23 protein-coding genes are annotated in these 25,088 nt (G+C 73.6%); 15 read left to right on the top strand and 8 right to left on the bottom strand.

Features of this window, described 5'->3' with window-relative positions; all coding sequences use genetic code 11:
• The first annotated feature begins 21 nt into the window (after positions 1-21).
• Together ribA and ACFUJ1_RS00365 are read left to right on the top strand one after the other, a co-directional pair.
• Positions 22-615, top strand: a complete 594-nt coding sequence (ribA, locus tag ACFUJ1_RS00370) for a GTP cyclohydrolase II RibA (protein ID WP_378640879.1) — start codon at positions 22-24, stop codon at positions 613-615.
• Positions 616-759: 144 nt separating this feature from the next.
• Entirely contained in the window at positions 760-2,589 is a 1,830-nt protein-coding gene (locus ACFUJ1_RS00365; RefSeq protein ID WP_378640877.1) for an AMP-dependent synthetase/ligase, read from the top strand.
• 50 nt (positions 2,590-2,639) lie between these two features.
• Here ACFUJ1_RS00365 and ACFUJ1_RS00360 read toward each other — a convergent pair whose 3' ends face one another.
• Both ACFUJ1_RS00360 and ACFUJ1_RS00355 read right to left on the bottom strand, forming a co-directional pair.
• Positions 2,640-3,170 carry a YbhB/YbcL family Raf kinase inhibitor-like protein gene (locus ACFUJ1_RS00360; protein ID WP_378640876.1) on the bottom strand — a complete coding sequence of 177 codons (531 nt, stop codon included), beginning with the start codon at positions 3,168-3,170 and terminating at the stop codon, positions 2,640-2,642.
• A gap of 20 nt (positions 3,171-3,190) precedes the next feature.
• On the bottom strand, positions 3,191-4,552 hold the full coding sequence (locus ACFUJ1_RS00355) for a M20/M25/M40 family metallo-hydrolase (RefSeq protein WP_378640874.1): 1,362 nt from the start codon (positions 4,550-4,552) through the stop codon (positions 3,191-3,193).
• Positions 4,553-4,752: 200 nt separating this feature from the next.
• Here ACFUJ1_RS00355 and ACFUJ1_RS00350 point away from each other — a divergent pair, with 200 nt between their 5' ends.
• The gene (locus ACFUJ1_RS00350) at positions 4,753-5,487 is read left to right on the top strand and encodes a PAS and ANTAR domain-containing protein (protein WP_378640872.1); all 735 of its coding nucleotides are present in this window, start codon (positions 4,753-4,755) and stop codon (positions 5,485-5,487) included.
• A gap of 3 nt (positions 5,488-5,490) precedes the next feature.
• Here the strand turns inward: ACFUJ1_RS00350 and ACFUJ1_RS00345 are convergent, their stop codons facing one another.
• Positions 5,491-6,246 (bottom strand): GAF and ANTAR domain-containing protein, encoded by a 756-nt coding sequence (locus ACFUJ1_RS00345; protein ID WP_378640870.1) that lies wholly within the window; start codon positions 6,244-6,246, stop codon positions 5,491-5,493.
• Between the two features lie 288 nt (positions 6,247-6,534).
• On the opposite strand from ACFUJ1_RS00345, the gene ACFUJ1_RS00340 reads away from it, so the two are divergent.
• Positions 6,535-7,734 (top strand): AI-2E family transporter, encoded by a 1,200-nt coding sequence (locus tag ACFUJ1_RS00340; RefSeq protein WP_378640869.1) that lies wholly within the window; start codon positions 6,535-6,537, stop codon positions 7,732-7,734.
• 3 nt (positions 7,735-7,737) lie between these two features.
• Here the strand turns inward: ACFUJ1_RS00340 and ACFUJ1_RS00335 are convergent, their stop codons facing one another.
• A complete protein-coding gene (locus tag ACFUJ1_RS00335; RefSeq protein ID WP_378640867.1) occupies positions 7,738-9,828 on the bottom strand; it encodes a glycogen debranching N-terminal domain-containing protein in 2,091 nt (696 codons plus the stop codon).
• Positions 9,825-10,976: a glycosyltransferase family 4 protein gene (locus tag ACFUJ1_RS00330; RefSeq protein ID WP_378641881.1), complete on the bottom strand. Its 1,152-nt coding sequence runs from the start codon at positions 10,974-10,976 to the stop codon at positions 9,825-9,827. The genes ACFUJ1_RS00335 and ACFUJ1_RS00330 overlap by 4 nt, the downstream gene beginning before the upstream one ends.
• A 371-nt stretch (positions 10,977-11,347) precedes the next feature.
• Here ACFUJ1_RS00330 and ACFUJ1_RS00325 point away from each other — a divergent pair, with 371 nt between their 5' ends.
• From ACFUJ1_RS00325 to ACFUJ1_RS00305, 5 genes are read left to right on the top strand one after another with little or no spacing between them, the layout of a single operon-like run.
• Complete coding sequence (locus ACFUJ1_RS00325; protein WP_378640865.1) at positions 11,348-11,644, top strand: DUF6285 domain-containing protein; 297 nt, start codon at positions 11,348-11,350, stop codon at positions 11,642-11,644.
• Positions 11,641-12,636: a phosphotransferase family protein gene (locus ACFUJ1_RS00320; RefSeq protein ID WP_378640863.1), complete on the top strand. Its 996-nt coding sequence runs from the start codon at positions 11,641-11,643 to the stop codon at positions 12,634-12,636. The genes ACFUJ1_RS00325 and ACFUJ1_RS00320 overlap by 4 nt, the downstream gene beginning before the upstream one ends.
• A gap of 12 nt (positions 12,637-12,648) precedes the next feature.
• Positions 12,649-13,911 (top strand): acyl-CoA dehydrogenase family protein, encoded by a 1,263-nt coding sequence (locus tag ACFUJ1_RS00315; protein WP_378640861.1) that lies wholly within the window; start codon positions 12,649-12,651, stop codon positions 13,909-13,911.
• 42 nt (positions 13,912-13,953) lie between these two features.
• The gene (locus tag ACFUJ1_RS00310; protein ID WP_378640859.1) at positions 13,954-14,301 is read left to right on the top strand and encodes an ArsR/SmtB family transcription factor; all 348 of its coding nucleotides are present in this window, start codon (positions 13,954-13,956) and stop codon (positions 14,299-14,301) included.
• The gene (locus ACFUJ1_RS00305) at positions 14,298-14,972 is read left to right on the top strand and encodes an SRPBCC family protein (RefSeq protein WP_378640857.1); all 675 of its coding nucleotides are present in this window, start codon (positions 14,298-14,300) and stop codon (positions 14,970-14,972) included. The genes ACFUJ1_RS00310 and ACFUJ1_RS00305 overlap by 4 nt, the downstream gene beginning before the upstream one ends.
• A 131-nt stretch (positions 14,973-15,103) precedes the next feature.
• Here the strand turns inward: ACFUJ1_RS00305 and ACFUJ1_RS00300 are convergent, their stop codons facing one another.
• Positions 15,104-15,601, bottom strand: coding sequence for a TspO/MBR family protein (locus ACFUJ1_RS00300; RefSeq protein ID WP_378640855.1), 498 nt, complete (start codon positions 15,599-15,601; stop codon positions 15,104-15,106).
• Between the two features lie 88 nt (positions 15,602-15,689).
• Between ACFUJ1_RS00300 and ACFUJ1_RS00295 the strand changes: the two genes are divergently transcribed.
• Both ACFUJ1_RS00295 and ACFUJ1_RS00290 read left to right on the top strand, forming a co-directional pair.
• Positions 15,690-17,135, top strand: a complete 1,446-nt coding sequence (locus ACFUJ1_RS00295) for a carboxylesterase/lipase family protein (RefSeq protein ID WP_378640853.1) — start codon at positions 15,690-15,692, stop codon at positions 17,133-17,135.
• A gap of 143 nt (positions 17,136-17,278) precedes the next feature.
• Positions 17,279-19,492 carry a hypothetical protein gene (locus tag ACFUJ1_RS00290; RefSeq protein ID WP_378640851.1) on the top strand — a complete coding sequence of 738 codons (2,214 nt, stop codon included), beginning with the start codon at positions 17,279-17,281 and terminating at the stop codon, positions 19,490-19,492.
• Here the strand turns inward: ACFUJ1_RS00290 and ACFUJ1_RS00285 are convergent.
• The gene (locus tag ACFUJ1_RS00285) at positions 19,455-20,288 is read right to left on the bottom strand and encodes a DJ-1/PfpI family protein (RefSeq protein ID WP_378640849.1); all 834 of its coding nucleotides are present in this window, start codon (positions 20,286-20,288) and stop codon (positions 19,455-19,457) included. The genes ACFUJ1_RS00290 and ACFUJ1_RS00285 overlap by 38 nt on opposite strands.
• Before the next feature lie 87 nt (positions 20,289-20,375).
• Here ACFUJ1_RS00285 and ACFUJ1_RS00280 point away from each other — a divergent pair, with 87 nt between their 5' ends.
• The 4 genes from ACFUJ1_RS00280 (at position 20,376) to ACFUJ1_RS00265 (ending at position 24,168) form a co-directional block, all read left to right on the top strand.
• On the top strand, positions 20,376-21,029 hold the full coding sequence (locus ACFUJ1_RS00280) for a GntR family transcriptional regulator (RefSeq protein ID WP_378640847.1): 654 nt from the start codon (positions 20,376-20,378) through the stop codon (positions 21,027-21,029).
• 132 nt (positions 21,030-21,161) lie between these two features.
• Positions 21,162-22,475, top strand: coding sequence for a nucleobase:cation symporter-2 family protein (locus ACFUJ1_RS00275; protein ID WP_378640845.1), 1,314 nt, complete (start codon positions 21,162-21,164; stop codon positions 22,473-22,475).
• Entirely contained in the window at positions 22,472-23,509 is a 1,038-nt protein-coding gene (locus ACFUJ1_RS00270) for a ring-opening amidohydrolase (RefSeq protein WP_378640843.1), read from the top strand. The genes ACFUJ1_RS00275 and ACFUJ1_RS00270 overlap by 4 nt, the downstream gene beginning before the upstream one ends.
• The gene (locus ACFUJ1_RS00265; RefSeq protein WP_378640841.1) at positions 23,506-24,168 is read left to right on the top strand and encodes an alpha/beta fold hydrolase; all 663 of its coding nucleotides are present in this window, start codon (positions 23,506-23,508) and stop codon (positions 24,166-24,168) included. The genes ACFUJ1_RS00270 and ACFUJ1_RS00265 overlap by 4 nt, the downstream gene beginning before the upstream one ends.
• Here the strand turns inward: ACFUJ1_RS00265 and ACFUJ1_RS00260 are convergent.
• A complete protein-coding gene (locus ACFUJ1_RS00260; protein WP_378640839.1) occupies positions 24,104-25,033 on the bottom strand; it encodes a LysR family transcriptional regulator in 930 nt (309 codons plus the stop codon). The two genes, ACFUJ1_RS00265 and ACFUJ1_RS00260, sit on opposite strands and share 65 nt — an antisense overlap.
• Positions 25,034-25,088 lie beyond the last annotated feature (55 nt).

The following is a 25,088-nucleotide window of genomic DNA, read 5'->3' as shown; positions in this document are numbered from 1 at the left end:
GCTTCGGAGGAAGCATTGATCATGACCGCGTGTGATCGGCCCGAGGCCGCACATCGGAGCTCGCGCAAGGGGAACGAACTCGACGTCCGCGTCATCGAACTAGCGGACGCCATCAACGGGGGGCACCTGCTCGTCTTCGGCGCCGCCACCAACGGCTGCCTCGTCCGGCTGCACTCGCGCTGCCTCTACGGCGACGTCCTCGGCTTCGAGGACTGCGACTGCGGCCCCGAGCTCGAGGCCGCGATGGACCTCATCCAGGCCGAGGGGGCCGGGGTGCTGGTCTACCTGGAACAGGAGGGGCGCGGCGCGGGGCTGTCGATGAAGGCCCGCGGGCTCGGGCTCGGGCAGCGCGACAACCTCGACACCTTCGAGAGCTACCACCGGCTCGGGCTGAACGAGGACTCCCGCGACTACAAGGTAGCCGCGAACGCGCTGGCGGCGCTCGGGCTCGACCGGGTCCGGCTCATGACGAACAACCCGGACAAGGTTGCCGCGCTGGAGGAGGCGCACATCGAGGTCGTGGTCGTTCCCCTGCACACCGAGCCGCGCTCGGAGGCCGCCCGCCACTACCTGACCGCCAAGCGGGTCAAGCGCCACCACCTCCTCCCGGAATAGGGACGATCCGGGCAGCACACCCGCTACGATCGACGTGACCCACACCACTTCCGCGCACCCTGAACCCTGACACGGTGACAGACGATCATCGCCACTGTGTCAGGGGCCGCGTGTGGCCACGCTCGACGATCGGGAACTACGACTATGACTACACCGGAGATCGGCTTCGCCCACGAATCGGGCGCCACCGTCTACACCGTGCCCGCCGCGTTCCAGGAGACCGTGAAGCTGCGCCCCGGCCAGGTGGCGCTGCGCACCGTCGGCGGAACCCAGGAGATCACCTGGGGCCAGTACGCCGAACGGGTGCGGGTGCTCGCGGCCGGGCTCGCGCGGCTCGGCGTCACCCGCGGCGACACCGTCGGCATCATGCTCACCAACCGGCCCGAGTTCAACCTCGTCGACACCGCCGCACTGCACCTGGGCGCCACCCCGTTCTCGGTGTACAACACCAGCTCCACCGAGCAGATCGCGCACCAGTTCGGCAACGCCGGGAACAGGGTCGTCATCACCGAGCAGGCGTTCCTGCCGGTCATCACGGCGGTGCAGACCCCGGTCGAGCACCTGATCGTGGTTGACGGCCCGGCGACCGGCGCGATCACCCTCGCCGACCTGGAGGCGAACCCCGAGCCCGGCTTCGACTTCGACGCCGCCTGGCAGGCCGTGCGCGCCGACGACCTCGCCACCCTCATCTACACCTCCGGCACCACCGGGCCGTCCAAGGGCGTGGAGATCAGCCACCGCAACGTCCTGGCCCAGATCATCGCGCTGCTCAGCGGCCCGCTGAAGGTCGGGTTCGACGACCGCGCCGTCTCCTACCTGCCCGCCGCGCACGTCGCCGACCGCATCTCCGGGCACGCCATCAGCCTGCTCACCGGCGTGCAGATCACCACCGTTCCCGACCCGCGCGAGATCGCCGCCGCGTTGCCCGACGCCCGCCCCACCACCTTCTTCGGCGTGCCGCGGGTGTGGCAGAAGATCAAGGCCGGGGTCGAGGGCAAGCTCGCCGCCGAACCGAGCCCGCTCAAGCGGTCGCTCGCGAACTGGGCCATCACGACCGGAATCGCCGCCGCCCGCGCCGATCTCGGCGGCAAGGGCCGCTCGCCGCTGCTCAAAGCTCAGCATGCCGTCGCCGACAAGCTGGTGCTGGCCAAGCTGCGCGCCGCGCTCGGGCTCGACCAGCTGCGCGTCGCCTCCTCCGGCGCGGCGCCCATCCCGCCGGAGACCCTCGAGTACTACCTGGGGCTCGGGTTCGTGGTCTCCGAGGTGTGGGGGATGTCGGAGACCACCGGCGTCGGCACCTTCACCGACCTGGACAACCCGCGCCCCGGCTCGGTCGGGCGCGCGGTCGACGGCGTCGAGCTGAAACTGGCCGAGGACGGCGAGGTGCTGATCCGCGGCCCGATCGTCACCCGCGGCTACCGCAACATGCCGGACAAGACCGCCGAGGCCATCGACGCCGACGGCTGGCTGCACACCGGCGACGTCGGCAGCCTCGACGACGACGGCTACCTGCGGATCATCGACCGCAAGAAGGAACTCATCATCAACGAGGCCGGCAAGAACATCGCCCCCTCCAACATCGAGAACGCGGTCAAGGCCGCCAGCTCGCTGGTCGGGCAGATCGTCGCCGTCGGCGACGCCAGGCCCTACATCACCGCGCTCATCATGGTCGACCCCGACGTGCTCGCGCTGCGCGCCAAGGACCTCGACGCCACCGGCGAGGAGCTGCCCGCCCTCGTCGCCCGCACCGAGATCATCGACGAGCTCCGCGCCGCCGTCGCCGAGGGCAACCGGAAGCTCTCCCGGGTCGAGCAGATCAAGCGCTTCACCGTCGTCGACCGGGTCTGGGAGCCCGGCGGGGAGGAACTCACCCCGAAGATGTCGCTCAAGCGGGTCCCGATCGCCAAGGCTTACGCCGCCGAGATCACCGCGCTCTACGGCCCCGAGCCGGGCGGGCGGGTCGTCGCCGTCTGACCCGCGCGCGAAAACGGCCCCGGACAGCAGGTCCGGGGCCGCTGCCGCGGCTACTGCTCGTAGGTGGCGACCAGGGTCGCGCGGGCCAGGGTGTGCGAGAACAGGTTGAAGCCGAGGAACGCCGGGCTCGCCTCCGGCGGGATGCCCAGGCTCTCCACGTCCACCGCGTGCACCACGACGAAGTAGCGGTGCGGGCCGTGGCCCGCAGGCGGGGCCGCGCCCACATAGCCCGCGAAACCGCCGTCGTTGCGCAGCGTGATCGCCCCGGACGGGACGGCCCCGCCCTCCTCGCCGCTGCCCGCCCCGGACGGGATCGAGGTGGTGCCCGCCGGGATGTCGGCCACCGCCCAGTGCCAGAACCCGGACGCGGTCGGGGCGTCCGGGTCGTACACGGTGACCGCGAAGCTCTTCGTGCCCTCGGGGAAACCGGACCACGACAGCTGCGGCGAGATGTCCCGGCCGCCCGCGCCGAACACCCCGCTCACCTGGTCGTTGCCGAACTTCTCGCCGTCGGCGATGTCGTCGGAGGTGACGGTGAAGGACGGGACATCGGGCAGCGCGTCGTACGGGTTGTTGGTCATGCGGTCCTCTCTCGTTCGGTTCAGCTGTGCAGCAGGAAGTGTTCCAGCACCCGGGTGCCGAATTCGAGCGACTCCACCGGCACCCGCTCGTCCACACCGTGGAACAGCGCGGTGAAATCCAGCTCCGGCGGCAGCCGCAGCGGCGCGAACCCGAAGCAGCGGATCCCGAGCTTGGCGAAGGCCTTCGCGTCGGTGCCGCCGGAGAGCATGTAGGGCACCGTGCGCCCGTTCGGGTCGTGTGCCAGCACCGCGGCGTTCATCGCGTCGACCAGGTGCCCGTCGAAGGTGGTCTCGTAGGAGTCGAGCTTGGTGATCCACTCGCGCTCCACGTCCGGGCCGATCAGCTCGTCCACCTCGCGCTCGAACTCGGCCTGGCGGCCCGGCACCACCCGGCAGTCCACCACCGCCTCCGCGGTCTGCGGGATCACGTTGGCCTTGTAGCCTGCGCTGAGCATGGTCGGGTTCGCGGTGTCGCGCAGGGTGGCGCCGATGATCCGGGAGATCGTGCCCAGCTTGGCCAGCCTGCCCTCGATGTCGGGGCCGGCCGGATCGAACTCCAGGCCGCTCTCCTCGCTCACCGCGGCCAGGAACTCGGCCACCGAATCCGAGACCACCAGCGGGAAGGTGTGCGTGCCGAGGCGCGCCACCGCCCTGGCCAGGATGGTGACCGCGTTGTCCTCGTGCAGGAACGAGCCGTGCCCGGCGCGCGCCTTGGCGCGCAGCCGCATCCAGCCCAGCCCCTTCTCCGCGGTCTCCACCAGGTAGAGGCGGCGGTCGCTCCCGTCCTGGCGCGGCACCGTCAGCGAGAAGCCGCCGACCTCGCCGACCGCCTCGGTGATGCCGTCGAACAGGTCGGGGCGGTGCTCGACCAGCCACTGCGACCCCCACTTGCCGCCGTTCTCCTCGTCGGCGAGGAAGGCGAAGACGATGTCGCGCGGCGGGACCGTTCCCTCGCGGCGGAACTGGCGGGCCAGCGCCAGCGACATGCCGACCATGTCCTTCATGTCGACCGCGCCGCGGCCCCACACGTAGCCGTCTCGGACCGCGCCGGAGAACGGGTGCACGCTCCAGTCCGCGGCCTCGGCGGGCACCACGTCGAGGTGGCCGTGGATCAGCAGCGCGCCGCGCGAGGAATCGGCGCCGGGCAGCCGGGCGAAGACGTTGCCGCGGCCCGGCGCGCCGGACTCCACGTACTCGGTGGTGTAGCCGACCTCCTCGAGCTGCTCGATCACCCACCGCGCGCACTCGGCCTCGCCCTTGGTGGTGGCCAGTTCGCCGGTATTGGAGGTGTCGAAGCGGATCAGCGCGCTGACCAGGTCGACGACCTCGGCGACGGCGCTGGAGTCGGGAGGGGGGCCGGAGGGATCGCCAGTTGCGGACACGTCCCCTTTCCTACCATCCGGCGCGGCCCCGGTGCCGCCGGTGCGATCACCCCGATCGGAAGTACCGGACGGTTTCAAGATCAACACCGGTGCCCCCGCACCCCGCCTGTCACCGGCATTGGATATTCTGTTCGGCGTCACGCGCTACCCCAGACCCCGGTGGCCTGCGGCGAATCGATTTCGTCGGAAGAGGTAGGGGTATGGACCAGGCGAACAGTGATGCCGTCGTGCTCGGTGCCGCGCTGCGCACGCCGGCGGCCGAGGACGGGTTGCCCGGGGGCGCCGAGCTGCTCGGCGGCGGCCGCGCCCAGGTCGCGGGCGGTTTCCGGTTCTGGCTCGCCGACCAGCGGTGGGAATGGTCCGACGAGGTCGCCGCCATGCACGGCTACGCCGACGGCGCCGTGCAGGCCACCACCGAGCTGCTGCTCTCGCACAAACACCCCGACGACCGCGACCAGGTCGCCGCCACCATCGCCCGCAGCATCGACACCGGCGAGCCCTTCTGCAGCAGCCACCGCATCATCGACCGCGCGGGCACGGTGCGCCACGTGCTCGTCGTCGGCGACCACCTGACCGGCGACGACGGCACCGTGCTCGGCACCGGCGGCTACTACATCGACGTCACCGACACCTTCGCCGAGAGCCGCAAGGCCACCCTCGACGGCGTGCTGCCCGAGCTCTACGAATCGCGCGCCGCCATCGAACAGGTCAAGGGCGCCATGATGCTGGTCTACGGGATCAGCGCCGACCAGGCCTTCCGGGTGCTCGCCTGGCGCTCCCAGGAGACCAACGTCAAACTGCGCACGCTCGCCGCGCGGCTGATCGCCGAGCTCGTCGCGAGCGCCGACGCCGACGTCGCGCTGCGCACCCGGTTCGACCACCTGCTGCTCACCGTGCACGAACGCGCCGACGACGACGAGCACCCGCTGCCCTGACCGCTACCGCTCGCCCGAGCGCGCCGCGGCGAAGGCAAGCACCTCGGCGGCGTCCACCGAACGCTCCACCACGTCGCGGGAGAGCTCCGGCAGCCGGCGCCGGTGGTGGCGGGCGTAGCCGCGCAGCGCGGCGAACGCCGTCTCCGGGTGCAGCTCGCCCTGCGCCGAGAGCACGCCCTTGGCCTGCTCGATCACGATCCGCGACTGCAGCGCGGTCTGCAGCTGGTTGTTCACCGTCCTGGTGTCGGCCAGCTGCCTGGCCCGCAGCAGCGCGATCGCGGCGATGTCGGCCAGCGCCTGGCCGACCGCGAGATCGTCGTCGGACAGCCGGGTCTCGGGGTCGGTGCTGAACAGGTTCATCGCGCCGAGGCGGTCGTCGCGCAGCCGCAGCGGCAGCGCGTACACCGAGCGCAGCCCCTGCTCGTAGGCGGTGTCGGCGAACTCCGGCCAGCGCTCCCGGTCGCGCTTCAGGTCCTCGGTGACGACCCGCTCGGCGGTCCGGTAGGACTCCAGGCACGGCCCGTTGCGGGACTGCAGCTGCAGCAGCTCCAGCCAGCGCGCCGTCTCGTCGGTCGAGGCGAAGACCTGCAGGTCGCCGTGCTCGTCCACCAGCAGCACCGCGCCGTTGTCGGCCGGCGGCAGCAGCTCGACGGCACGGTCGAGCAGGTACTGCACCAGGTCCATCGGGTCGTAGTCGTCGACCAGTGTGTCCGCGAGGCGGACGAATGCCGCCACCAACTCCGCTTCCCGGCGCGCCATTCCTCCCACGTCCTTCCAGCTCCGCCGGGCCCGTCGGGGCCCGGTGCCGGGACGCCGCCCGGCCGTGATTCGTGATTGCCCCGCAATCTTTCCGTCAACCCTGTCGGAAACCGAAACACCGCCCGGGCGTGGCGCAGCACACGCCGGGACGGAATTCGATGTGCGCGTGCCGTTCTCACCGGACCGGCCACGTTTGCGCGCACCGCCAGCGGGCATCGCGGCAGCCGTGACCAGACAACCCGACCCGGCCCGGCGCGGATTCGCGCCCCTTCGTGCGAAACTGGCCGCGTGAGCGCGGAAGACGCCGTCGAACACGGCACCCGAAAGCCCGAGCAGGCGCGTGACCGGGGCGAGGTGATCGGCCGGGGTTTCCTCTGGCTGGCCAAGTGGTCGCTGTGCCTGGTCGCGGTCGCCGCCGGAGCCTGGGTGCTCGGCTACCTCATCGCCAAGTTCTGGGTGATCCTGCTGCCGGTGGCGATGGCCATCGTCGTGGCCACCGTGCTCTGGCCGCCGACCCGCTGGATGGTCAACCACGGGCTGCGGCCCGCGCTGGCCGCCACCATCTCGCTGCTCGGCTTCATCGGCGTCCTGGCCGGGGTGATCGCGCTGATCGTTCCCTCGGTCGTCGACCAGGCCCCCGACCTGGGCGACAAGTCCACCGAGGGCGTCAACCAGGTGCGCGACTGGCTGCGCGGGCCGCCGCTGCGGGTCCGCGACGAACAGCTCGACTCGGCGGTCGACGCCATCGTGCAGCGGCTGCAATCGAGCGCCGAGCAGATCGCGGGCGGGGTCTTCACCGGTGTCACCACCGCCACCTCCGCGCTCATCGGCATCTTCCTGGTGCTGGTGCTGGTCTTCTTCTTCATCAAGGACGGGCCGCGGTTCCTGCCCTGGCTGCACCTGCTGCTCGGCAGCCGCAGCGGGCGCCACGTCGAAGAGGTGCTCAACCGGATGTGGGTCACCCTCGGTGGCTTCATCCGCACCCAGGCGCTGGTCAGCCTGATCGACGCGATCTTCATCGGTGCCGGGCTGGTGATCCTCGGCGTCCCGCTGGCCATGGTGCTCGCCGTCATCACCTTCATCGGCGGCTTCGTCCCCGTGGTCGGGGCCTTCGTCGCAGGCGCGCTCGCGGTGCTGGTCGCGCTGGTCGGCAACGGCTTCACCACCGCGCTCATCGTGCTCGGCATCATCATCGCGGTGCAGCAGCTGGAGGGCAACGTGCTGCAGCCGGTGCTGCAGAGCCGCAGCATGAAGCTGCACGCGGTGGTGGTGCTGCTCGCGGTCACCGCGGGCAGCTCCCTCTACGGGATCGTCGGCGCCTTCCTCGCGGTACCGGTCGTGGCGATCGTCGCCGTGGTCGTGCGCTACCTCGGCGAGCAGATCGACGTCGTCACCGAACCGGCCCCCGAAGCCACCGACAACAACCCCTCCCGAGCCGGGAGACCGGACGACGCCACCGATACCCCGGCCGGGGAGAAGACCGTCTGATCCTCAGCGGATGTCGAGGTGCCAGCCCGCGGGCAGCCCCTCGACCCGGGCGGTGTCACCGCGCGCGATCACGTGCACGTTCGCCCCGCCGAGGCGCAGGTCGGTCAGCCGCACCTCGCCCCAGGCCGCAGGCAGCCGCGGGGTGAGCAGCAGGGTTCGGCGCGGCAGGTCGGGCTCGAGGCCCAGCAGGGCGCGGACCAGCAGCAGCGGGGCCGCACTGGCCAGCGCCTGCGGCGAGCACGCCGCCGGATACGGGATCGGCGGGTCGAAGCGGGCGCGCGGGAACCCGCAGAACAGCTCGGGCAGCCGCCCGCCGAAACGCTCCGCGGCGTCCAGCAGCCCGGCCGCCAGCGACTCCGCGAGCTCCGCCGCCCCGCTCACGTGCCGGTAGCGGGCCAGCCCCGCCACCGCGAGCGCGGTGTCGTGCGGCCAGATCGAGCCGTTGTGGTAGCTCATCGGGTTGTAGGCGCCCATCCCGTCGGCCAGCGTGCGCAGCCCGAACCCGCTGTTCATCGCCGGGCCCGCGAGCCGGTCGATCAGCTCCTCGGCGCGCTCGTCGGCCACGATCCCGGTCCACAGGCACTGGGCGGCATTGCTGGTCAGCGCGTCGACCTGCTGCTTGTCGCCGTCCAGGCCGAAGGCGTACCAGCCGTGCTTGGGAATCCAGAACGCCTCGTCGAAACGCGCCCGCAGCTCCTCGGCCGCGGCCCACATCACCGCGCCGGTGCGGGCATCGCCGAACGCCGCCGCCAGCTCCGCGCGCGCGAGGTACGCCGCGTACACATACCCCTGCACCTCGGCCAGCGCGATCGACGGCCCGGCCGGGCGGCCCCTGGCATCGGTGACCGCGTCGAAACTGCCCTTCCAGCCCTGGTTCACCGGCCCCTGATCGGAGAGCCGCCGGTACTCGACGAACCCGTCGCCGTCGCGATCCCCGTACTCGGTGATCCAGCGCAGCGCCGCGTCCGCCGCGGGCAGCAGCGCCTCCACCTCGGCGTCCGGGGCGCCCCAGCGCCGCGCCTCGGCCAGCAGCACCACGAACAGCGGGGTCGCGTCCACCGAGCCGTAGGTCACCGCGTCGTGCCAGTCCCGGCCGCCGTGGCGCAGCTCGTGCATGATCCGGCCCGGCTGCTCCTCGGTGAAGGCGTCCACCCGCGCGCCCTGGGTCGCGGCCAGCTCGCGCAGCGTCGACAGCGCAAGCCCGTGGTCCAGCGGCAGCGTCATCCAGGAGGTGAGCAGGCTGTCGCGGCCGAACAGCGTCATGAACCAGGGCGCGCCCGCCGCCACATAGCCCGCGCCTGCCGCGGAGTCCTCGATGCGCAGCGCGCCCAGGTCGGTGTCGGTGCGGCGCAGCACCAGATCCAGTGCGGGCGCGGTCGCGGTGAGCGCGGTCGGGGTGGCGCGCCAGTGCCTCGCCGGGTGCTCGGCGCAGCGGTCCAGGCAGGTCACCTCCACCCGGCGGTGCCCGCTGATCGGCTGCACCAGCAGCCGCGTCTCCCACTCGCCCTGCGCGGGCACCACCGCCTGCCACTGCAGCTGGCCGGGCACGATCACCGGGGCCGGGCCGGTGGCGCGCACCGCCACCCCGTGCCCGGTGCCGCTCTGGTCGTGCAGCAGCAGCTCGTGCTCGGCCGGGGTCGCCTCCACCGGAACCTGGTGCGCGCGGCCCTGCTTCACCGCGAGCAGCCCGGCGAAGTCGGCGTCGGCGTGCAGCACCAGCCCGAGCACGGTGTCCTCGTGGCCGAGGTTGCGCACCGTGATGGTCTCGGCCAGCCCCTCCCCGACCAGCCTGCGCCGCTCGATCAGCAGCGTGCTGTCGGCCAGCCCGCTGCGCGGCGGCACCCGCAGCACGAACCTGGCCTCGTCCGGCCCCGGCATGTCGAGCGCGAGCTGCTCGGCGGGGTGGCCGTCGACCAGCAACTCCCAGCGCGACAGCAGCCTGGTGTCGCGGTAGTAGAGCCCGGCCGCCGCGCCGCCGATGTCGCCGCGCGGGTCCGAGGCGCAGAAGGTGGTCGCCTCCACCAGCGTGACCGTCTGCGGGCTGGCGTCGAAGGGCAGCTCGCCGCGGTACGGCAGGGTCTGCGGCTCGGTCATGCGCGGGCACCGACCGGAGCCGCCGCGCGGCGCGCGCGCACCGCGCGGTAGGCGTGCTCGTAGCCCGCCGCGAGCCGCTCCACCCCGAACCTGGTCTCCGCGGCGCGGCGGCAGTCGCGCGGGTCGAGCGCGGTCACCCGGTGCAGGGCGGCGGGCAGCTCGGCGGGGTCGTCGGCGATCATGCCGGTCACGCCGTGGGTGAGGATCTCGGGCACCGCGCCCGCGCGCAGCGCCACCACCGGGGTGCCGCAGGCCAGCGCCTCGATCAGCACCATGCCGAACGGCTCCTCCCAGCGCACCGGGAACAGCAGGCAGCGCGCCCCGGCCAGCAGCCTGCGTTTGGCGGTGGCGTCGGCCTCGCCGACCAGGGTGTCGGTGGGGCCGAGCAGCGGGCGCACGGTCTGCTCGAAGTAGCGGCGCTCCATCGGCTCGCTGCACTTGGCCGCCAGCACCAGCGGCACCCCGGCCGCGTGCGCGGCCCGGATCGCCAGATCCGGCCCCTTGTCCGGGGAGAACCGGCCCAGGAACAGCGCGTAGTCGCCCTTGACCGGCTCGAACGGCCAGTCCGCCGGGCGCAGCGCGTTGTGCACCCGCCCGACCCAGTTCAGGTCGGGGGCGAGCGCCCGCTGGCGGTCGCTGATCGCGACCAGTCCGGCGCTGTCGCCGATCTCGCGGTAGTAGTCGGCCAGCTCGGAATCGACCGAGCCGTGCACGGTGATCACCGCCGGGATGCCGAGCCGGGCGAAGGCGGGCGCGTTCAGCGCGCCGGCGAAGGTGTGGTCGTGGATGACGTCGACCGGATCGCTCGCGTGCAGCTGTTCGATCGCGCGCCGGACGGCGAGTGCGTGCACCACCTCGGGGAAGGGTTCGCCGAGCCGGGCCGCGGCCGGGGTGTCGGAGACCGCGACGAAGCGGGCGCTGGTCCCGGGACGCCCGACGCCGAGCAGCGTCACCCGATGCCCGCGCACCACCAGCGCGTCGGCCAGGTCGGCGAGCACCGCCTCCACCCCGCCGTAGCCGCTGGGCGGCACCTCGTAGTAGGGCGGGGCGACGAGCGCGATGTGCAGCCGGGACCCGTCCGGGCCCGGGGTGTCCGGCGGTCCCGGCGGGACGGGCGAACCGACCGCGGCCTGGCGTGTTCCGGACATCGTGCTCATCGGGCCTCCTCGTGCGTGGCTGCCGCCGGACGCGCGCGGCAAGGGAGCGATCGGACGTGATCGGTGGAGCGAGAAGGAAATATCGGGCGCAACGGTAACCGCTGCGCTGCCGCGGTGACCGGTATTGCGCCGTCGGCCTGCGAGTGTCGGCGCCGTCTCCTGGTTACGGTCCGGCAACTACCCGGGCCGGGGGGTGTGAAACCGGCGAATCGGAAATCGCGCGCTGACCGGCCGCACCGGAAATCCCTCGCACGCAATGCATCTCGCCGACCGGCGTGGCAACTGACAGCACCTGCCCGCACAACCTCCGTAGGATGCGCTACGGTACGAACGCCACGACGACGTGACGGAAGGCGGCGCGGATGCAGTACCGTCCCTCGGCCCGGGAACTCCTCGACGACCTGGCCGAACTGCTCGGCGAGGTGCTCCTGCCCGCGCTCCCGCCGGAGCTGCGGCACCGCGCCCGCGTCGGGGCCAACCTGGCCCGCATCCTCGCCCGCGAAGCCGAGCTCGGCCCGGCCGCCGCCGAACGCGAACAGCGGGCGCTGGCAGCGCTTCCCGCGGGTGACGAGCACGCCGAATGGGCCGCCCTGGTCGAGATCGCCCGCGCCGACCTCGCCATCGCCAAGCCCGGCTACGACGCCTGGACCGGCGAATGAGCCCCGACCTCGCCGCCGGGCTCGCCCGGCACCTGAGCGCGGCGCTCGGCGAACCCGCCACCGTCGACGCCGTCCACCCGCTCTCGGCCGGGGCCAGGCGCCGCAATGTCGCCGTCGACGCCACCGTCGGCGGGCGCCCGCTCGCCCTGGTCGCCACCCTGGTGCCCGCGGGCATCCAGCTGCTCCCGGTCACCGCCGAGGCCGCCGTGCGCGAGCTGGCCCGCAGCGCCGGGGTCGCCGTCCCGGAGCTGGTGAGCGTCTGCCCCGACCCCGCCATCGTCGGCGAGCCCTTCCTGCTCTCGGCCCGGATCGCGGGCGAGACCGTCCCGCGCCGGGTGCTGCGGCTGGTCGCGGCCGAGGGCAACGGCGAACGCATCGCCACCCAGCTCGGCCACGCCATGGCCCGGCTGCACGCCGTCGACCCCGCGCTCGCCCCCGCCGAGCTGCCGGGCACCGCGGGCGCGAACCCGGCCGAAGCCGCGCTCGCCGAAGCCGAGAAGGGCGTCGCCGCGCTGCTCGCCGACCGCCCCGCCTTCGCCTTCGCGCTGCGCCGCCTCGCCCGCGACGTCCCCGCCCCGCCCCCGCGCCCCGCGATCCTGCACACCGACCTGCGCAACGGCAACCTCGTCATCGGCCCCGACGGTATCCGCGCGGTCCTCGACTGGGAGGGCGCGCACCGCTACGGCGACCCCATGCGCGACGCCGCCTGGGCCGCCCTGCGCATGTGGCGCTTCGGCGCCGACGACCGCGAATTCGGCGGCTTCGCCGGACGCGACCCCTTCGTCCGCGGCTACACCGAGGCCGGCGGCGACTTCGACCCCGACCGCTTCCGCTGGTGGAAGACGCTGGCCACGCTGGCCTGGGGCATCGGGCTGGCCGGGCAGGCCGCCGCGCACACCGACGGCAGCGTCCGCGACATCGTGATGGCCGCCAGCGGGCGGCGCATCCCGGAGATCGAATGGGACCTGCTCATGCAGACCCGGCCGACCTGAGGAAGGAACACCATGGATTTCGAGCTGCCCGCCGCGCTCACCGCCTACCTCGCCGAACTCGACGAATTCATCGAGCGCGAGATCGTCCCGCTGCAGCACACCGGCGACAACAACCGCTTCTTCGACCACCGCCGCGAGGACGCCCGCACCGACTGGGACCGCGACGGGCTGCCCAACGCCGAATGGGAGGCGCTGCTCGACGAGGCCCGCCGCCGCGCCGACGCCGCCGGACACCTGCGCTACCCCTTCCCCGTCGAGCACGGCGGCCGCGGCGGCGGCAACCTCGACATGGCCGTCATCCGCGAACACCTCGCCCGCAAGGGCCTCGGGCTGCACTGCGACCTGCAGAACGAACACGCCGTCGTCGGCAACAACGTCGGACTGCTGCTCATGCTCGAATACGGCACCCCCGAACAGCAGGCCGAATGGCTCGAGGACCTCGCCACCGGCGACCGCGGCTTCGCCTTCGGCATCACCGAACCCGATCACGGCTCCGACGCCACCCACATGGAGACCACCGCCGTGCGCGACGGCGCCGACTGGGTCATCACCGGCGCCAAGACCTGGAACACCGGCATCCACCGCGCCGACACCGACCTGATCTTCGCCCGCACCTCCGGCGCACCCGGCGACGCCACCGGCATCACCGCCTTCCTGGTCCCGGTCGACAGCCCCGGCTTCACCGTCGAGGAATTCCTCTGGACCTTCAACATGCCCACCGACCACGCCCGCATCTCCCTCGACGCCGTGCGGGTGCCGGACTCGGCGATCTTCGGCCGCGAGGGCCGCGGCCTCGCCGTGGTGCAGCACTTCTTCAACGAGAACCGGATCCGCCAGGCCGCCGCCAGCCTCGGCGCCGCCCAGTACTGCATCGACGAGGCCGTCGCCTACGCCAACCAGCGCCGCACCTTCGGCAAGCGGCTCGCCGCCAACCAGGCCATCCAGTTCCCGCTGGTCGAGCTGCACACCCAGTGCGAGATGCTGCGCGCGCTCATCCACAAGACCGCATGGACCATGGACCGCGACGGCGCCTTCACCGTCTCCGCTCAGGTCTCCATGTGCAACTACTGGGCCAACCGGCTCTGCTGCGAAGCCGCCGACCGCGCCATGCAGGTACACGGCGGGCTCGGCTACTCCCGGCACAAGCCCTTCGAGCACATCTACCGGCACCACCGCCGCTACCGGATCACCGAAGGCGCCGAGGAGATCCAGATGCGCCGCGTCGCCGGGTACCTCTTCGGCTTCATGAAGCAGCAGGCGCCCAAGGGGGTGTAATTCACTCTTGACTTATATAAGTTCTTCCTGAAATATCGGGTCGTGCACGCGTTCGATGTTCTCGGTGACCCGGTGCGCAGGCGGCTGCTCGAGCTGCTCGCCGACGGGGAACGCTCGGCCGGTGAGCTGGCGGAGCAGGTGCGGGCGGAGTTCGGGATCAGCCAGCCCGCCGTCTCCCAGCACCTGAAGGTGCTGCGCGACAACGGCTTCGCCTCGGTCCGCGCCGACGGCACCCGGCGGCTCTACGTGGTCGAGCCGGAGCCGCTGCGCGAGGTGGACCGCTGGCTCGGCCACTTCCGGCACTTCTGGACCGCCCGGCTCCACGCCCTCGACACCGAGATCGCCCGCGGCAAACGCACCCGACGAACCGAGGAAGGACAACCCCCATGACCGATGACCAGGTCACCGCACCCATCGACGTCGACCGGCAGCTGCACGAGGTGCGGCGCGGCGTCACCATCGGCGCGCACGAGACCGGCGCGGCCGCCGTGCCCACCATCGTCGAGCTGAGCCAGGTCTACGCCACCACCGTCGACGACCTCTGGGACGCCTGCACCACCACCGAGCGGCTCCCCCGCTGGTTCGCCCCCGTCACCGGGGAGCTGCGGATCGATGGGCGATTCCAGATCGAGGGCAATGCGAGCGGTGTCGTCGAGGAGTGCGAGCCGCCGCGCTCGTTCCGCATCACCTGGGAGTTCGGCGGGGCCGTCACCTGGGTCGACGTCGCGCTCGAGCCGGTCGGCGCCGAGGCGGCGCGGCTCACGCTGCGGCACTCCGGCGACACCCCCGCCGAGATGTGGGACCAGTTCGGCCCCGGAGCCCTCGGCCTCGGCTGGGACCTGTCGTTCCTCGGCATGGCCTCGCACCTGGCCGGGCACGACCTGCCGCCCGAGGCCACCCAGTGGGAGCAGAGCGACCAGGCCAAGCGGTTCATCCGCGAAGCGGCCGCGGCGTGGGGGCAGGCCGCCGTCGAGGGCGGGAGCCCGGAGCGGGACGCGCTCGACGCCGCCGATCGGACCAGGGCCTTCTACCTGGGCGAAGGGCCGGGCGCCGCGGGCTGAGCCCCGTCGCCCCGGGCGAGGGGCGGGGCGCCGCGGGGTGAGCCACGTTGCCGGGCCAGCGCCTCGGTGAACCCCCACACCCGCCGCCCGACCCGGTGGTGGGCGTGGGCGAGCGCGGGCGGCGGCCGGTATCAGCCGCGGTTGCGGCGCCACAGGGCGGCCGACAGCACCGTCGCGAAGGCACACCAGGCCGGGTAGGCGATCAGCGCGCGCCCGCGCGGATCCGCCGCCGCCACCCGGCGGGTCAGGTCCGCGCTGCTCGCGGTGAGCGCCGCCGCGGTCAGGGTGGCGGCGCCGAGCCGGTGCGCGCGGAAGAACACCCAGGTCCAGCCTGCGTTCAGCACCAGGTTCGCGGCCAGCGCGCGCTGCACCCGCTCCGCGTAGCCCGGGTCGGGGGCGTTCTCCAGCGCCAGGGCCGAGGTGAACGCCAGGTCGGCGTAGAGCAGCGTCCACGCCACCGGGAAAGCGGCGGGCGGCGGCTGGAACCGCGGCTTGCGCAGCTGCCGGTACCAGGCGCTGCCCGACGTGGTCGCCGCCGAGCCGACCACCGCCGCGGTCGCCACCCCGAGCGTGGTCCTGGCCAGCGAGTCCGTCGCGGGCCACCGCCTGTCCTTCGCGATCGTGGCCACCTCGCTCCTTCCGTCGTCCTTGGCATCGCGTACCCGGAGATCGAATCCAGCAAACTGTGAGCGATCGCTCGGTGAGTAGAGTGCCCGGGTGATCGAGGTCAGGAGCGGCTGCGGCGCCGTCCGCGGGCAGTGGACCGACGGCGTCGCCGTGTTCCGCGGCATCCCCTACGCGCTGCCGCCCTTCGGCCCGCGACGCTTCGCCGCACCCGTCCCGATCCCGCGGTGGGACGGCGTGCGCGAAGCACTGGCGTTCGGCCCCTTCATGCCGCAACCCGGCCACCCCGATGACACCGGGCACCTCACCCTGAACATCTGGTCGCCCGCGCCGGGCGCCGCCCGGTTGCCGGTCCTGGTCTGGATCCACGGCGGCGGCTACTACGAGGGCGGACCGGACAATCCGCACCAGGACGGGACCGTGCTCGCGCGCGCCGGGGTCGTGCTGGTGACGCTCACCTACCGGGTCGGGGTCGAGGGCTTCGCGCACCTCGACGGCGCCCCGGACAATCGCGGCATCCTCGACCAGCTCGCCGCACTGCACTGGGTGCGGGAAAATATCACCGCATTCGGTGGTGACCCCGCGAACGTCACCCTGGTCGGCCAATCCGCCGGTGCGGGCTGCATCGCGGCGCTGCTCGCCGTGCCCGCGGCACGCGGGCTCTTCCGGCGGGCGGTCCCCATGAGCGTGCCGGGCACGTTCTTCACGCCCGCGCTCGCCGTACGGATCGCCACCGACATCGCCGCCCGGGTCGGGGCGCGGGCGACCCGCGCCGAGCTGTCCCGGTTCGCGCCGGGGGCGCTGGTGGCCGCGACCGGTGAGGTCATGGCGCGCATGCCCGAGTACACCGGCCGGTGGGGGCGCGTCGCGCTCACCCCCTCGCCGTTCTCCCCCGTCGTTGACGGCGAGGTGCTCCCGCGCGATCCCTGGCAGGCGCTCGCCGCCGGCGCCGCGCGCGAGGTCGAGATCCTCACCGGGCACACCCGCGACGAATACCGGCTCTTCGCCGCCGCGCCCGGCGCCGCCACCGACGAGCTGATCGACGCCGCGTTCCACTGGTTCGCCGACCACGACCGCTACCGCGCCGCCTACCCGGGCGCGAGCCGCGCGCAGCTGCACGAAACGCTGCACGCCGACTGGCTCTTCCGCATGCCGACCCTGCACCTCGCCGACGCCGCGCACGCCGGCGGCGGAGCGGTGTGGCTCTACGAACTGTGCTGGAGCTTCCGGCACGACCAGGGCGCCTCGCACAGCCTCGACGTCCTGATCCTCTTCGGCACCCTCACCGACGCCGACGCGCGCGACCACCCCGCCGCCATCGCCGGTGCCGCCGAACAGCTTCCGGTCCTCGCCCAGCAGCTGCGCGACGAGTGGGTGCGCTTCGCCCGCACCGGCGACCCCGGCTGGACGCGGTACGACCCCGAGGCCAGGGCCACCCGGATCTACGGGGAAGCAGGGGTGACCGGGCGCTACCCGGAGGAGCCGTCGCGCGCGATCTGGCGGGAACACCGGTTCGGAGCACTGACCCCGCCGGGGTGAAACACCCCGGCCCCGCCATCGCGCCGCCCTTGCGCCGCCGTGTCACCGCCACCGCGCGCGGAGGCACTGGAAATCCGGCCGGGAGGGCATCGTATTCTATTGAGGCACTGCACCGTTCGACTTTCCCGTCCAGGGGGCGCGAGATGATCGTGATCGCGCAGGACAGTACGTTCTCCGGTCCCGAGAAACTTGTCCGGCGATGGTTCGAGAGCTGGCACGGGCCCGATCGCGGGCTCGGCGGCCTCGCCGTCTTCGGCTGCAAGCTTCCCGGCGTCGCGGGCGGGCCGGGGCGCCGGGCCGACGTCCTCGTCTGGACACCGGAGCACTGCACCGTCGTCGAGATCGCCGGGCTGCGGCGCAGCCAATCCGGGGTGCTCGACACCGAGCAGCGGTGGCGGATCGGCTCCGCGCCCGCCGATCTCGACCTTCCCGTCGCCAGCCTGACCCCCGATGTGCGGGCCGCGCAGACCGCCACCGGGCTGCGGGCCCGGCTGAAGCGGGCCGGACTACCCGAACTCGTCGACGAGCTCGCCGTTCTCGTCACCGCGCCCGGGTCGGCGGTCAGCCGTCCCGAACCGCCCGAGCCGACCGGCGGCGCTGTCGTCGTCGCCGGGAGCGCGGATCCCGACGCGGTCGAGCGGTACTTCCGGCGCCGGACCGGAGGCGATGTCCGCTGGGATGTCGCCGCGCTCACCGCCGCCTTCGCCGAACTCGAACTCACGGAGCTGCTGCCCTCCGCCGAAGCGCTCGCCCGCGAGGGATTCGCAGCGGCAGACGAGATTTCGGCGGCGGAGGTGGCGGCGCAGGGGGCCGTCACCGCCGCCGCCGAGCCACCGTCGGGAGCGGATGGGGATGCCCCTCCCGAAACCGGCGACAGCGGTTCGGAAGCGGCCGCAGGCCCGTACGACCGAGTGGCCGAAGAACCGGTTCCCCGGACGGGCGCGCTGGACGGCTCACCGAACAGCGCGGGCGCGCCGCACGGGCTCGCAGGCGACGCGGAGCACGGGCCCGTCCTGTCGGACGACGTCGACCGCCGCGACCGGTCACCGGAACAGGCCGACGATGCCTCCGGTTCGGTCTCCACCGACGACGACCTCGAGCCGGACGACCCGCGGCGCGCGGAATCCGCGGCTCCGGAGCGGGTTCCGGCGATGGCATCGGCCGCCCCCGGGCGCCCGCCGTGGCTCGCGCCGATCCCGCCGCTTCCGGAGCGGCCGCGGCACCGAGCCGGCGCGCGGAAGGCGGAGCCGAGCGCGATCACCGAGGTGGACGCACCGCGGCGCGGCGCTCACCCCGAGTCGCCCGCGTCCGGATGGGCCGGAGACGCCGGCACCGGGGTGGCCGAGGACAGGGTGCGCGACAACCACGAAGCCGCTGCCCGAGTGTCGGACGTGCGGATAACCGACGGCCGGCCCGACGAGCCGTTCGCGGTCGGACGCACCCCGGCCGCCGCCCCCTGGACCCCACTGCCCGGACGCCCGCAGGCGAACTCCGCGCCCCCCGAACAACCCCGTTCCCGCGGCGTCCGCCTCACCCGAACCCCGGCGAACGCGGCACCCCCGCCCCAGCGCCCCTCGTTCACGGCACCTTCCCCCTACGACGCCGCCCCGACCGACGAAATGCCCCGGCACCGCCCCACCCCACCCGCCGCCGAACAACGCCCACCCCGCCGCATCGAATACAGCGCCGACCCCCGACCCCTCCGCCCCCGGAACCACTACTCCCCACCCCCGTCTCGCGGCGAGAAACTCCGGTCGGCGTTCGACACCGAGTCCTGGCCCCGCTTCCGGGTGGGCGGCACCGCCCTGGTGCTCGCCCTCGCCGCCGTGGTCGCCGTCTTCTTCGTCGGGGTGCACGTGGCACGGGAGAACCGGCCCGCCCTCGCCGACTACGCGGCGATGTGCGACAACCCGGACGGCTTCGCCGGCGCCGCCGAGCCGAAACCGGGCCCGGTCGGGGTCTACGCGGCGGGCGACCTCAACGCCGTGAGCCCGCCCGGCGACCCCGCCCTGCCCCGCGCCACCCGCCCCGAGGACGTGCAGTGGGTGGCCTGCGCGACCCGCACCGGCGTCGGCGAACCCGTCGCGAACTGCCGCTACCAGGACGGCTCCGCGCTGACCCTGATCGCGGGCCGCTACCGGCTCACCGTCTACGAGGCCGCCACCGGCCGCACCGTGCACAGCGCCGACGTCCCCGGCGACTGGTTCGCCCCCGGCACCATCCCGATCGGCGACCCCTGTGCGGCAGCGGCGGGCGCGGCACCCGACCAGCCGGGCCAGCGCTTCGGCCGCCCCGCCCCCGACCGGCTGCGCCAGTTCCTCACCGACGCGGCGCGACTGCGGAGTCTCCCGTCCTGATCTCGTCCATCCCGGCCGCCGCGCGATCCGCCGCCCGCACCTGCCGGGTGAACGCCGCGCCGAACGCCCGCGCGGAGTAGGGATCCTGGCCGGTGACCAGCTCCCGGTCGATCACCACCTTGCTGCCCATCGGCAGCCGGGTCTGCTCGACCCGGCCCCCGAGCTCGCCGAGCAGCCGCGCCGGGTCCGGCTCGAAGAGCCTGCCGGGGAAGCGCCGCGCCACCGGGACCGTCTGCAACATCGTGTCGACCACGGTTTTGAAGCAGGTCATCCGGTAGCCGGCGTAGAGCCAGTGCCCGTCCACCTCGGGCGCGGCGGCCAGCGCGGCCGGGGCGTGGCAGATCAGCCCGGTCGGCTTGCCCGCGGCGTGGAAGTGCGCGAGCAGCGCGCCGAAGTCCTCGTTGTGCGCGGCGCCGGTGTGCGCGTCGCGGTAGAGCAGGTCGACCAGCGGGGCGTGCCCGCCGGGCACGAAGAGCCCGTCGTACTGCTCGACGGTGTGCAGCTTCTCCAGCGGGATCGGGGCGCCGAGCCCGGCGTCGAGCAGCCGCGCGTAGGTGGCGAAGGCGGCGTCGCGCTTCGCCCGGGAGAAGCCGAAGTAGGCGAGGCTGCAGGAGGTGCCGTCCAGGGTCGGCGCCCGCCCGCCCGGCGTCGCGAACGACAGCCGCACCCCCGCCGCCAGCAGCGCCGCCGCCGGCTCCACCAGCTCGCCCAGGTAGACCCCGGTCGGGGCGCTACCGCCGCCCTGCAGCGGCAACCGGTCGGCAGCGGAGACGACGACGAGCACGTGACGGGGCATGGCGGATCCTTTCGACGGCGGGCATTCCCCGTGGGGCTACCCCGTCGCCACGCCCCGACGCAGCGCCCCCCTCGCTACGCTCACCCCGTGACCGCCGCACCCGACCCCGCCCTGCCCGCCCCGCGGGACGCCGTGGCCGACGCGGTGCGCGCCGACATCCTCGCCGGCCGGCTCGCCCCCGGCGACCGGCTCCGCGAAACCGACCTCGCCGAGCGGTTCGGGGTGTCGCGGATCCCGGTCCGCGAAGCGCTCTCCCAGCTGCAGAACGAGGGGTTCGTGACGCTGGTGCGGTACCGCGGCGCCACCGTCTCGGTGCCGTCGGGCACCGCGGCCAGGGAGCTGGTGCAGGTGCGGCGCGGGCTCGAGGTGCTGGCCGCGCAGCTGGCGGCGCGCAGGCGCGGCGGCGAGGTCGCCGCCGAGCTCGCCCGCGTGGTCGAGCTGGGCCGCGACCGCAGCCACTCGGCGGCCGCCCGCGCCGAGCTGCCGCCGCTGGTCCTGCGCTTCCACGAGCTGGTGGCCGAGGCGTCGGGCAACAGCCAGCTGCGGCAGCTGCTGGAGCAGCTGCTCGGCCGGGTGTCGTGGCTGTTCGGCAGGCACCTCGACGCGCGCAGCGAGGAGTCGTGGAGCGATCACGCCGCCATCGCGCGCGCCATCCTCTCCGGCTCGCCGGTGCAGGCCGGGTTCCTGATGGACGAGCACATCGCCAAGGACGAAGCGTTGCTGGACGAACTCGACGACTGATTTTGTATACAAACACGCCGAAAACATCGCGCCGCCCACGGTGAGTTAACGCAATCCACCCGGACGGTAATCGACCGGAAACAGAAGTTGTATACAAAAGCGGGGTAGCTCAGCAGAAACCCGGAGGTCCCCGTGTCCGTACTCGCCCCGGCGGAATCCCCGCCCGCCGCCACCCTGCCCTGGTGGCGCACCGTGCTCTTCGGCATGCAGCACGTGCTCGTCATGTACACCGGCTGCGTGGCGGTGCCGCTGGTCTTCGGCGCCGCGCTCGGACTGGACCGCTCGGTCATCGCGGCGCTGGTCAACGCCGACCTGCTGGTCGCCGGGATCATCACCGTGGTGCAGGCCGCCGGGGTCGGGAAGCTGCTCGGCGCCCGGATGCCGGTGGTCGCCGGCGCCTCGTTCACCGCCGTCACCCCGATGATCCTGATCGGCCAGGAGTACGGGCTCTCCGCCGTCTACGGCTCGATGATCGCCGCGGGCATCTTCGGCGTGCTGGTCGCGGTGCCGTTCTCCCGCCTGCAGCGCTTCTTCCCGCCCGTCGTGCGCGGCGCCGCTATCGCCATGATCGGGCTCTCGCTCATCGGCAAGGCCGTCACCATGACCTTCGGCGAGGAACCCGCGGGCGGCGCCCGGCTGCTCGTCGCCGCGGGGGTGATCCTGCTGATCCTGGCGCTCATGCGCTACGGCCGCGGGCTGCTCGCCCAGTCCGCGGTGCTCGTCGCGCTGGTGCTCGGCACCGTCGCCGCCGCCGCGCTCTCGCTCACCGACTTCTCCGCCGTCGGGGCCGCGGGCTGGCTCGGGCTGCCCGACCTGTTCCCCTTCGGCGCGCCGACCTTCCCCATCGCGGGCATCGTCTCGATGTGCCTGGTGATGCTGGTGATCTTCACCGAATCCACCGCCTACCTGCTCGCCACCGCCGAGCACACCGGGCAGCGGGCCACCCCGGCCGTGATCGGGCGCGGGCTCGCCGCCGACGGCCTCTCCGCGGTGCTGGCGGGCGTACTGACCTCGTTCCCGGACACGATCTTCGCGCAGAACGTCAGCCTGGTCCGGATGACCGGGGTCGCCGCCCGCAGCGCCGTGGTGGTGGCGGGCGGGCTGCTGGTCGTGCTCGGGCTGGTGCCCAAGATGGGCGAGGTGGTGGCGAGCCTGCCGGGGCCGGTGATCGGCGCGGTCAGCCTGGTCATGTTCGCCACCGTCGCCGGGGTCGGCATCGCCACCCTCGCCACGGTCGACTACGCCCGCACCGACAACCTGCTCATCGTCTCGCTCGCCATGGGGGCGGGCATGATCCCGATCGTCGCGCCCGAGCTCTACGACGGGCTGCCCACCTCGCTGAAGGTGATCGTCGGCGGCGCCATCACCAGCACCGTCCTCGTCGCCTTCACCCTGAACCTGGTCTTCCACCACCTCACCCGCACCCCGGAGGAGCTGCCCGCATGACCGGCATCGCCCTGCTCACCGTCCCCACCGCGGGCCCGGACGACCTCGCCCCGCTCACCGCGCTCGGCCCCGCCGGGCTGCGCTCCGAGGACGTGCTCGCCGTGATCGGCAAGACCGAGGGCAACGGCTGCGTCAACGACTTCAGCCGCACCCTGGCCGCCGCCGTCTGGGAGCCGCGGCTGCCCGGCGCGATCACCGTCTTCTCCGGCGGCACCGAGGGCGTGCTCAGCCCGCACGTCAACCTCGTCGTGCGCGACCCCCGCGCCCACCCCGGCCACGACCGCGGGCTGGTCGCCGCCGCCGGCCGCACCCGGGCACTCGACCCGGCCGAGATCGGGCGCCCCGCCCAGCTCGGCGCGGTCGCCGAGACCGTCGGCAAGCTCGTCGCCGAACTCGGCGCCGACCCCGGCGACGTGCACCTGGTCCTGGTGAAATGTCCGCTGCTCACCTCCGACCGGATCGCCGCGGTGCGGGCGGCCGGCGCCGAACCGGTCGCCGCCGACACCTACGCCTCCATGGGGCACTCCCGCGCGGCCGCCGCGCTCGGGGTCGCGGTCGCGCTCGGCGAATGCGACACCCGCACCGCCGAAGCCGCGCTCGCCGGGCACGCCGACGTCGACTCCGCGCGCGCCTCCACCAGCGCGGGCGCCGAACTCGACGACTGCCACGTGCTGGTACTCGCCGAGAGCGCCCGCGCCGCCAACCCGCTGCGCGCCCTGCACGGCCGGATGCGCGACGCCATCGACATCGCCACCGTGCGCGGGCTGCTGGACGAGGTCGCCGCGCGCGGCGGCACCGTGCGCCAGATCTTCGCCAAGGCCGACGCCGACCCGGCGGGCACCGTGCGCGGGCTGCGGCACACCATGCTCACCGACTCCGACCTCCCCGCCACCAGGCACGCCCGCGCCGCCGTCGGCGGGCTGCTCGCCGCGCTCAAGGGCGACGGGGCCGTCTACGTCTCGGGCGGGGCCGAGCACCAGGGGCCGCCCGGCGGCGGCAGCATCACCGTGGTGTTCGAGGTGCCGGGCAGGTGAGGGTCGTGCTGGTGCACGGCACCGCCACCGACGGCCGGGTCTGGGCCGGGGTCGCCGCCGCGCTCGGCGCCGGATACGAGCTCGACTGCCCCACCCGCCCGCAATCCGGTGACCTCGACACCGAGATCGCCTTCCTCGCCCCGCGCTGCGCCGGAGCGGTCGTCGCCGGGGTGAGTGGCGGCGCCACGCTCGGGCTCGAGCTCGCCGCGCGCGGCGTGCCGTTCGTCGCCGCGGTGCTGCACGAACCGGCCGCCGGGTCGCTGGTCCCCGGGCTGCTCGCCCCGGTCGCTGCGGCCTTCGCCGACGGCGGGACCGGCCCCTTCGCCCGGACGCTGTACGGGGACTCCTGGCACGCCGGGCGCACCACCGCCGACCCCGGCACGATCGCCGCCGAGCTGCGCATGTTCCGCGCCTTCGAACCCCGCCCGCTGCCCGCTGGCATCGCCGAGCGCGTGCTGCTCACCGTCGGCGCGGACTCCCCCGCACCGCGCTACCGGGCCGACGCCGCCCTCACCGAGTTGCTCGGCGTGCGCAGCCGGGTGGCGCCCGGCGCGCACGCCCTGCACCTCGACCACCCGGCGGTCCTCGCCGCCCTCATCCGGGAGGCCGCCGGGCAGGAACAGCCGCTGCCACGACCGGGCGACCGGCCTTCAGCATGACCGCCTCGATGAGCGCCCGCACCCGCACCGTCTCGCGCCCGACCGGCCACGTCAGCCCGTACTCGATCGGCGGCGCGTCCCGGAGCGGGACATAGACGATCCCGGGCCGCGCGTTGTACTCCGCCGACCGCAGCGCCGCGATCGACACCCCGGCCCCCGCCGCCACCAGCGACTGCACCTCGGAGAACCCCGGCGCCGCCGCCCCGCGCGCGATCGGCAGCCCGGACGGCGTGCGCGGCGGATACCGGTGATCGATCCAGTACGCCGGAACCGCACCGGCCACCGTCACCAGCGTGACCGCGGCCAGCTCCTCCACCGAGACCGAATCCCGCCGCGCCAGCGGATGCCGGGACGGCACCAGCAGCGCGGCCGGCTCGGCGAAGACCACCGGCCCCGTCACCAGATCCGGCTCGTCGACCGGGAATTCGGAGAGCTGCAGGTCCAGCTCGCCCGCGCGCAACCCGCCGAGCGGATCGTCCAGCGGCACCTCCTGCGGCGCGACCGTCGCACACGGGTACCGCTCGCGCAGCAGCGCGCCCGCGGCCAGCACCAGATCGGCCGACCACTGCCCGGAGAACCCCACCCGCAGCACCCCGTCCACCCCGCGCGCGTAGGCGACCGCGCGAGCGTAGGCCGCCTTGACCTCGCGGTAGGCGGGAGCCAGATCGTCGCGCAACTGCGCCCCGACCGGGGTCAGCGCCACCCGGCGGCTGGTCCGCTCGAACAGCGGCACCCCGATCCGCTGCTCCAGCCGCTTGATGGTCTGGCTCACCCGCCCCTGCGCCAGCCCGAGCCGCTCCGAGGTGCGCCGGAAGTGCAGCTCCTCCGCGAGGGTGAGAAACGCCTCGATTTCGTACCGCTCCATGATGACCTCGATCGGTGAGTACAGCTCACCGATCGTAGAACAAACAGCTCTCGTT

The sequence above is a fragment of the Nocardia sp. NPDC057227 genome (genome assembly GCF_042669725.1).
Taxonomy (GTDB): domain Bacteria; phylum Actinomycetota; class Actinomycetes; order Mycobacteriales; family Mycobacteriaceae; genus Nocardia; species Nocardia asteroides_A.
This window is presented reverse-complemented; position numbering and strand designations above follow the sequence as displayed.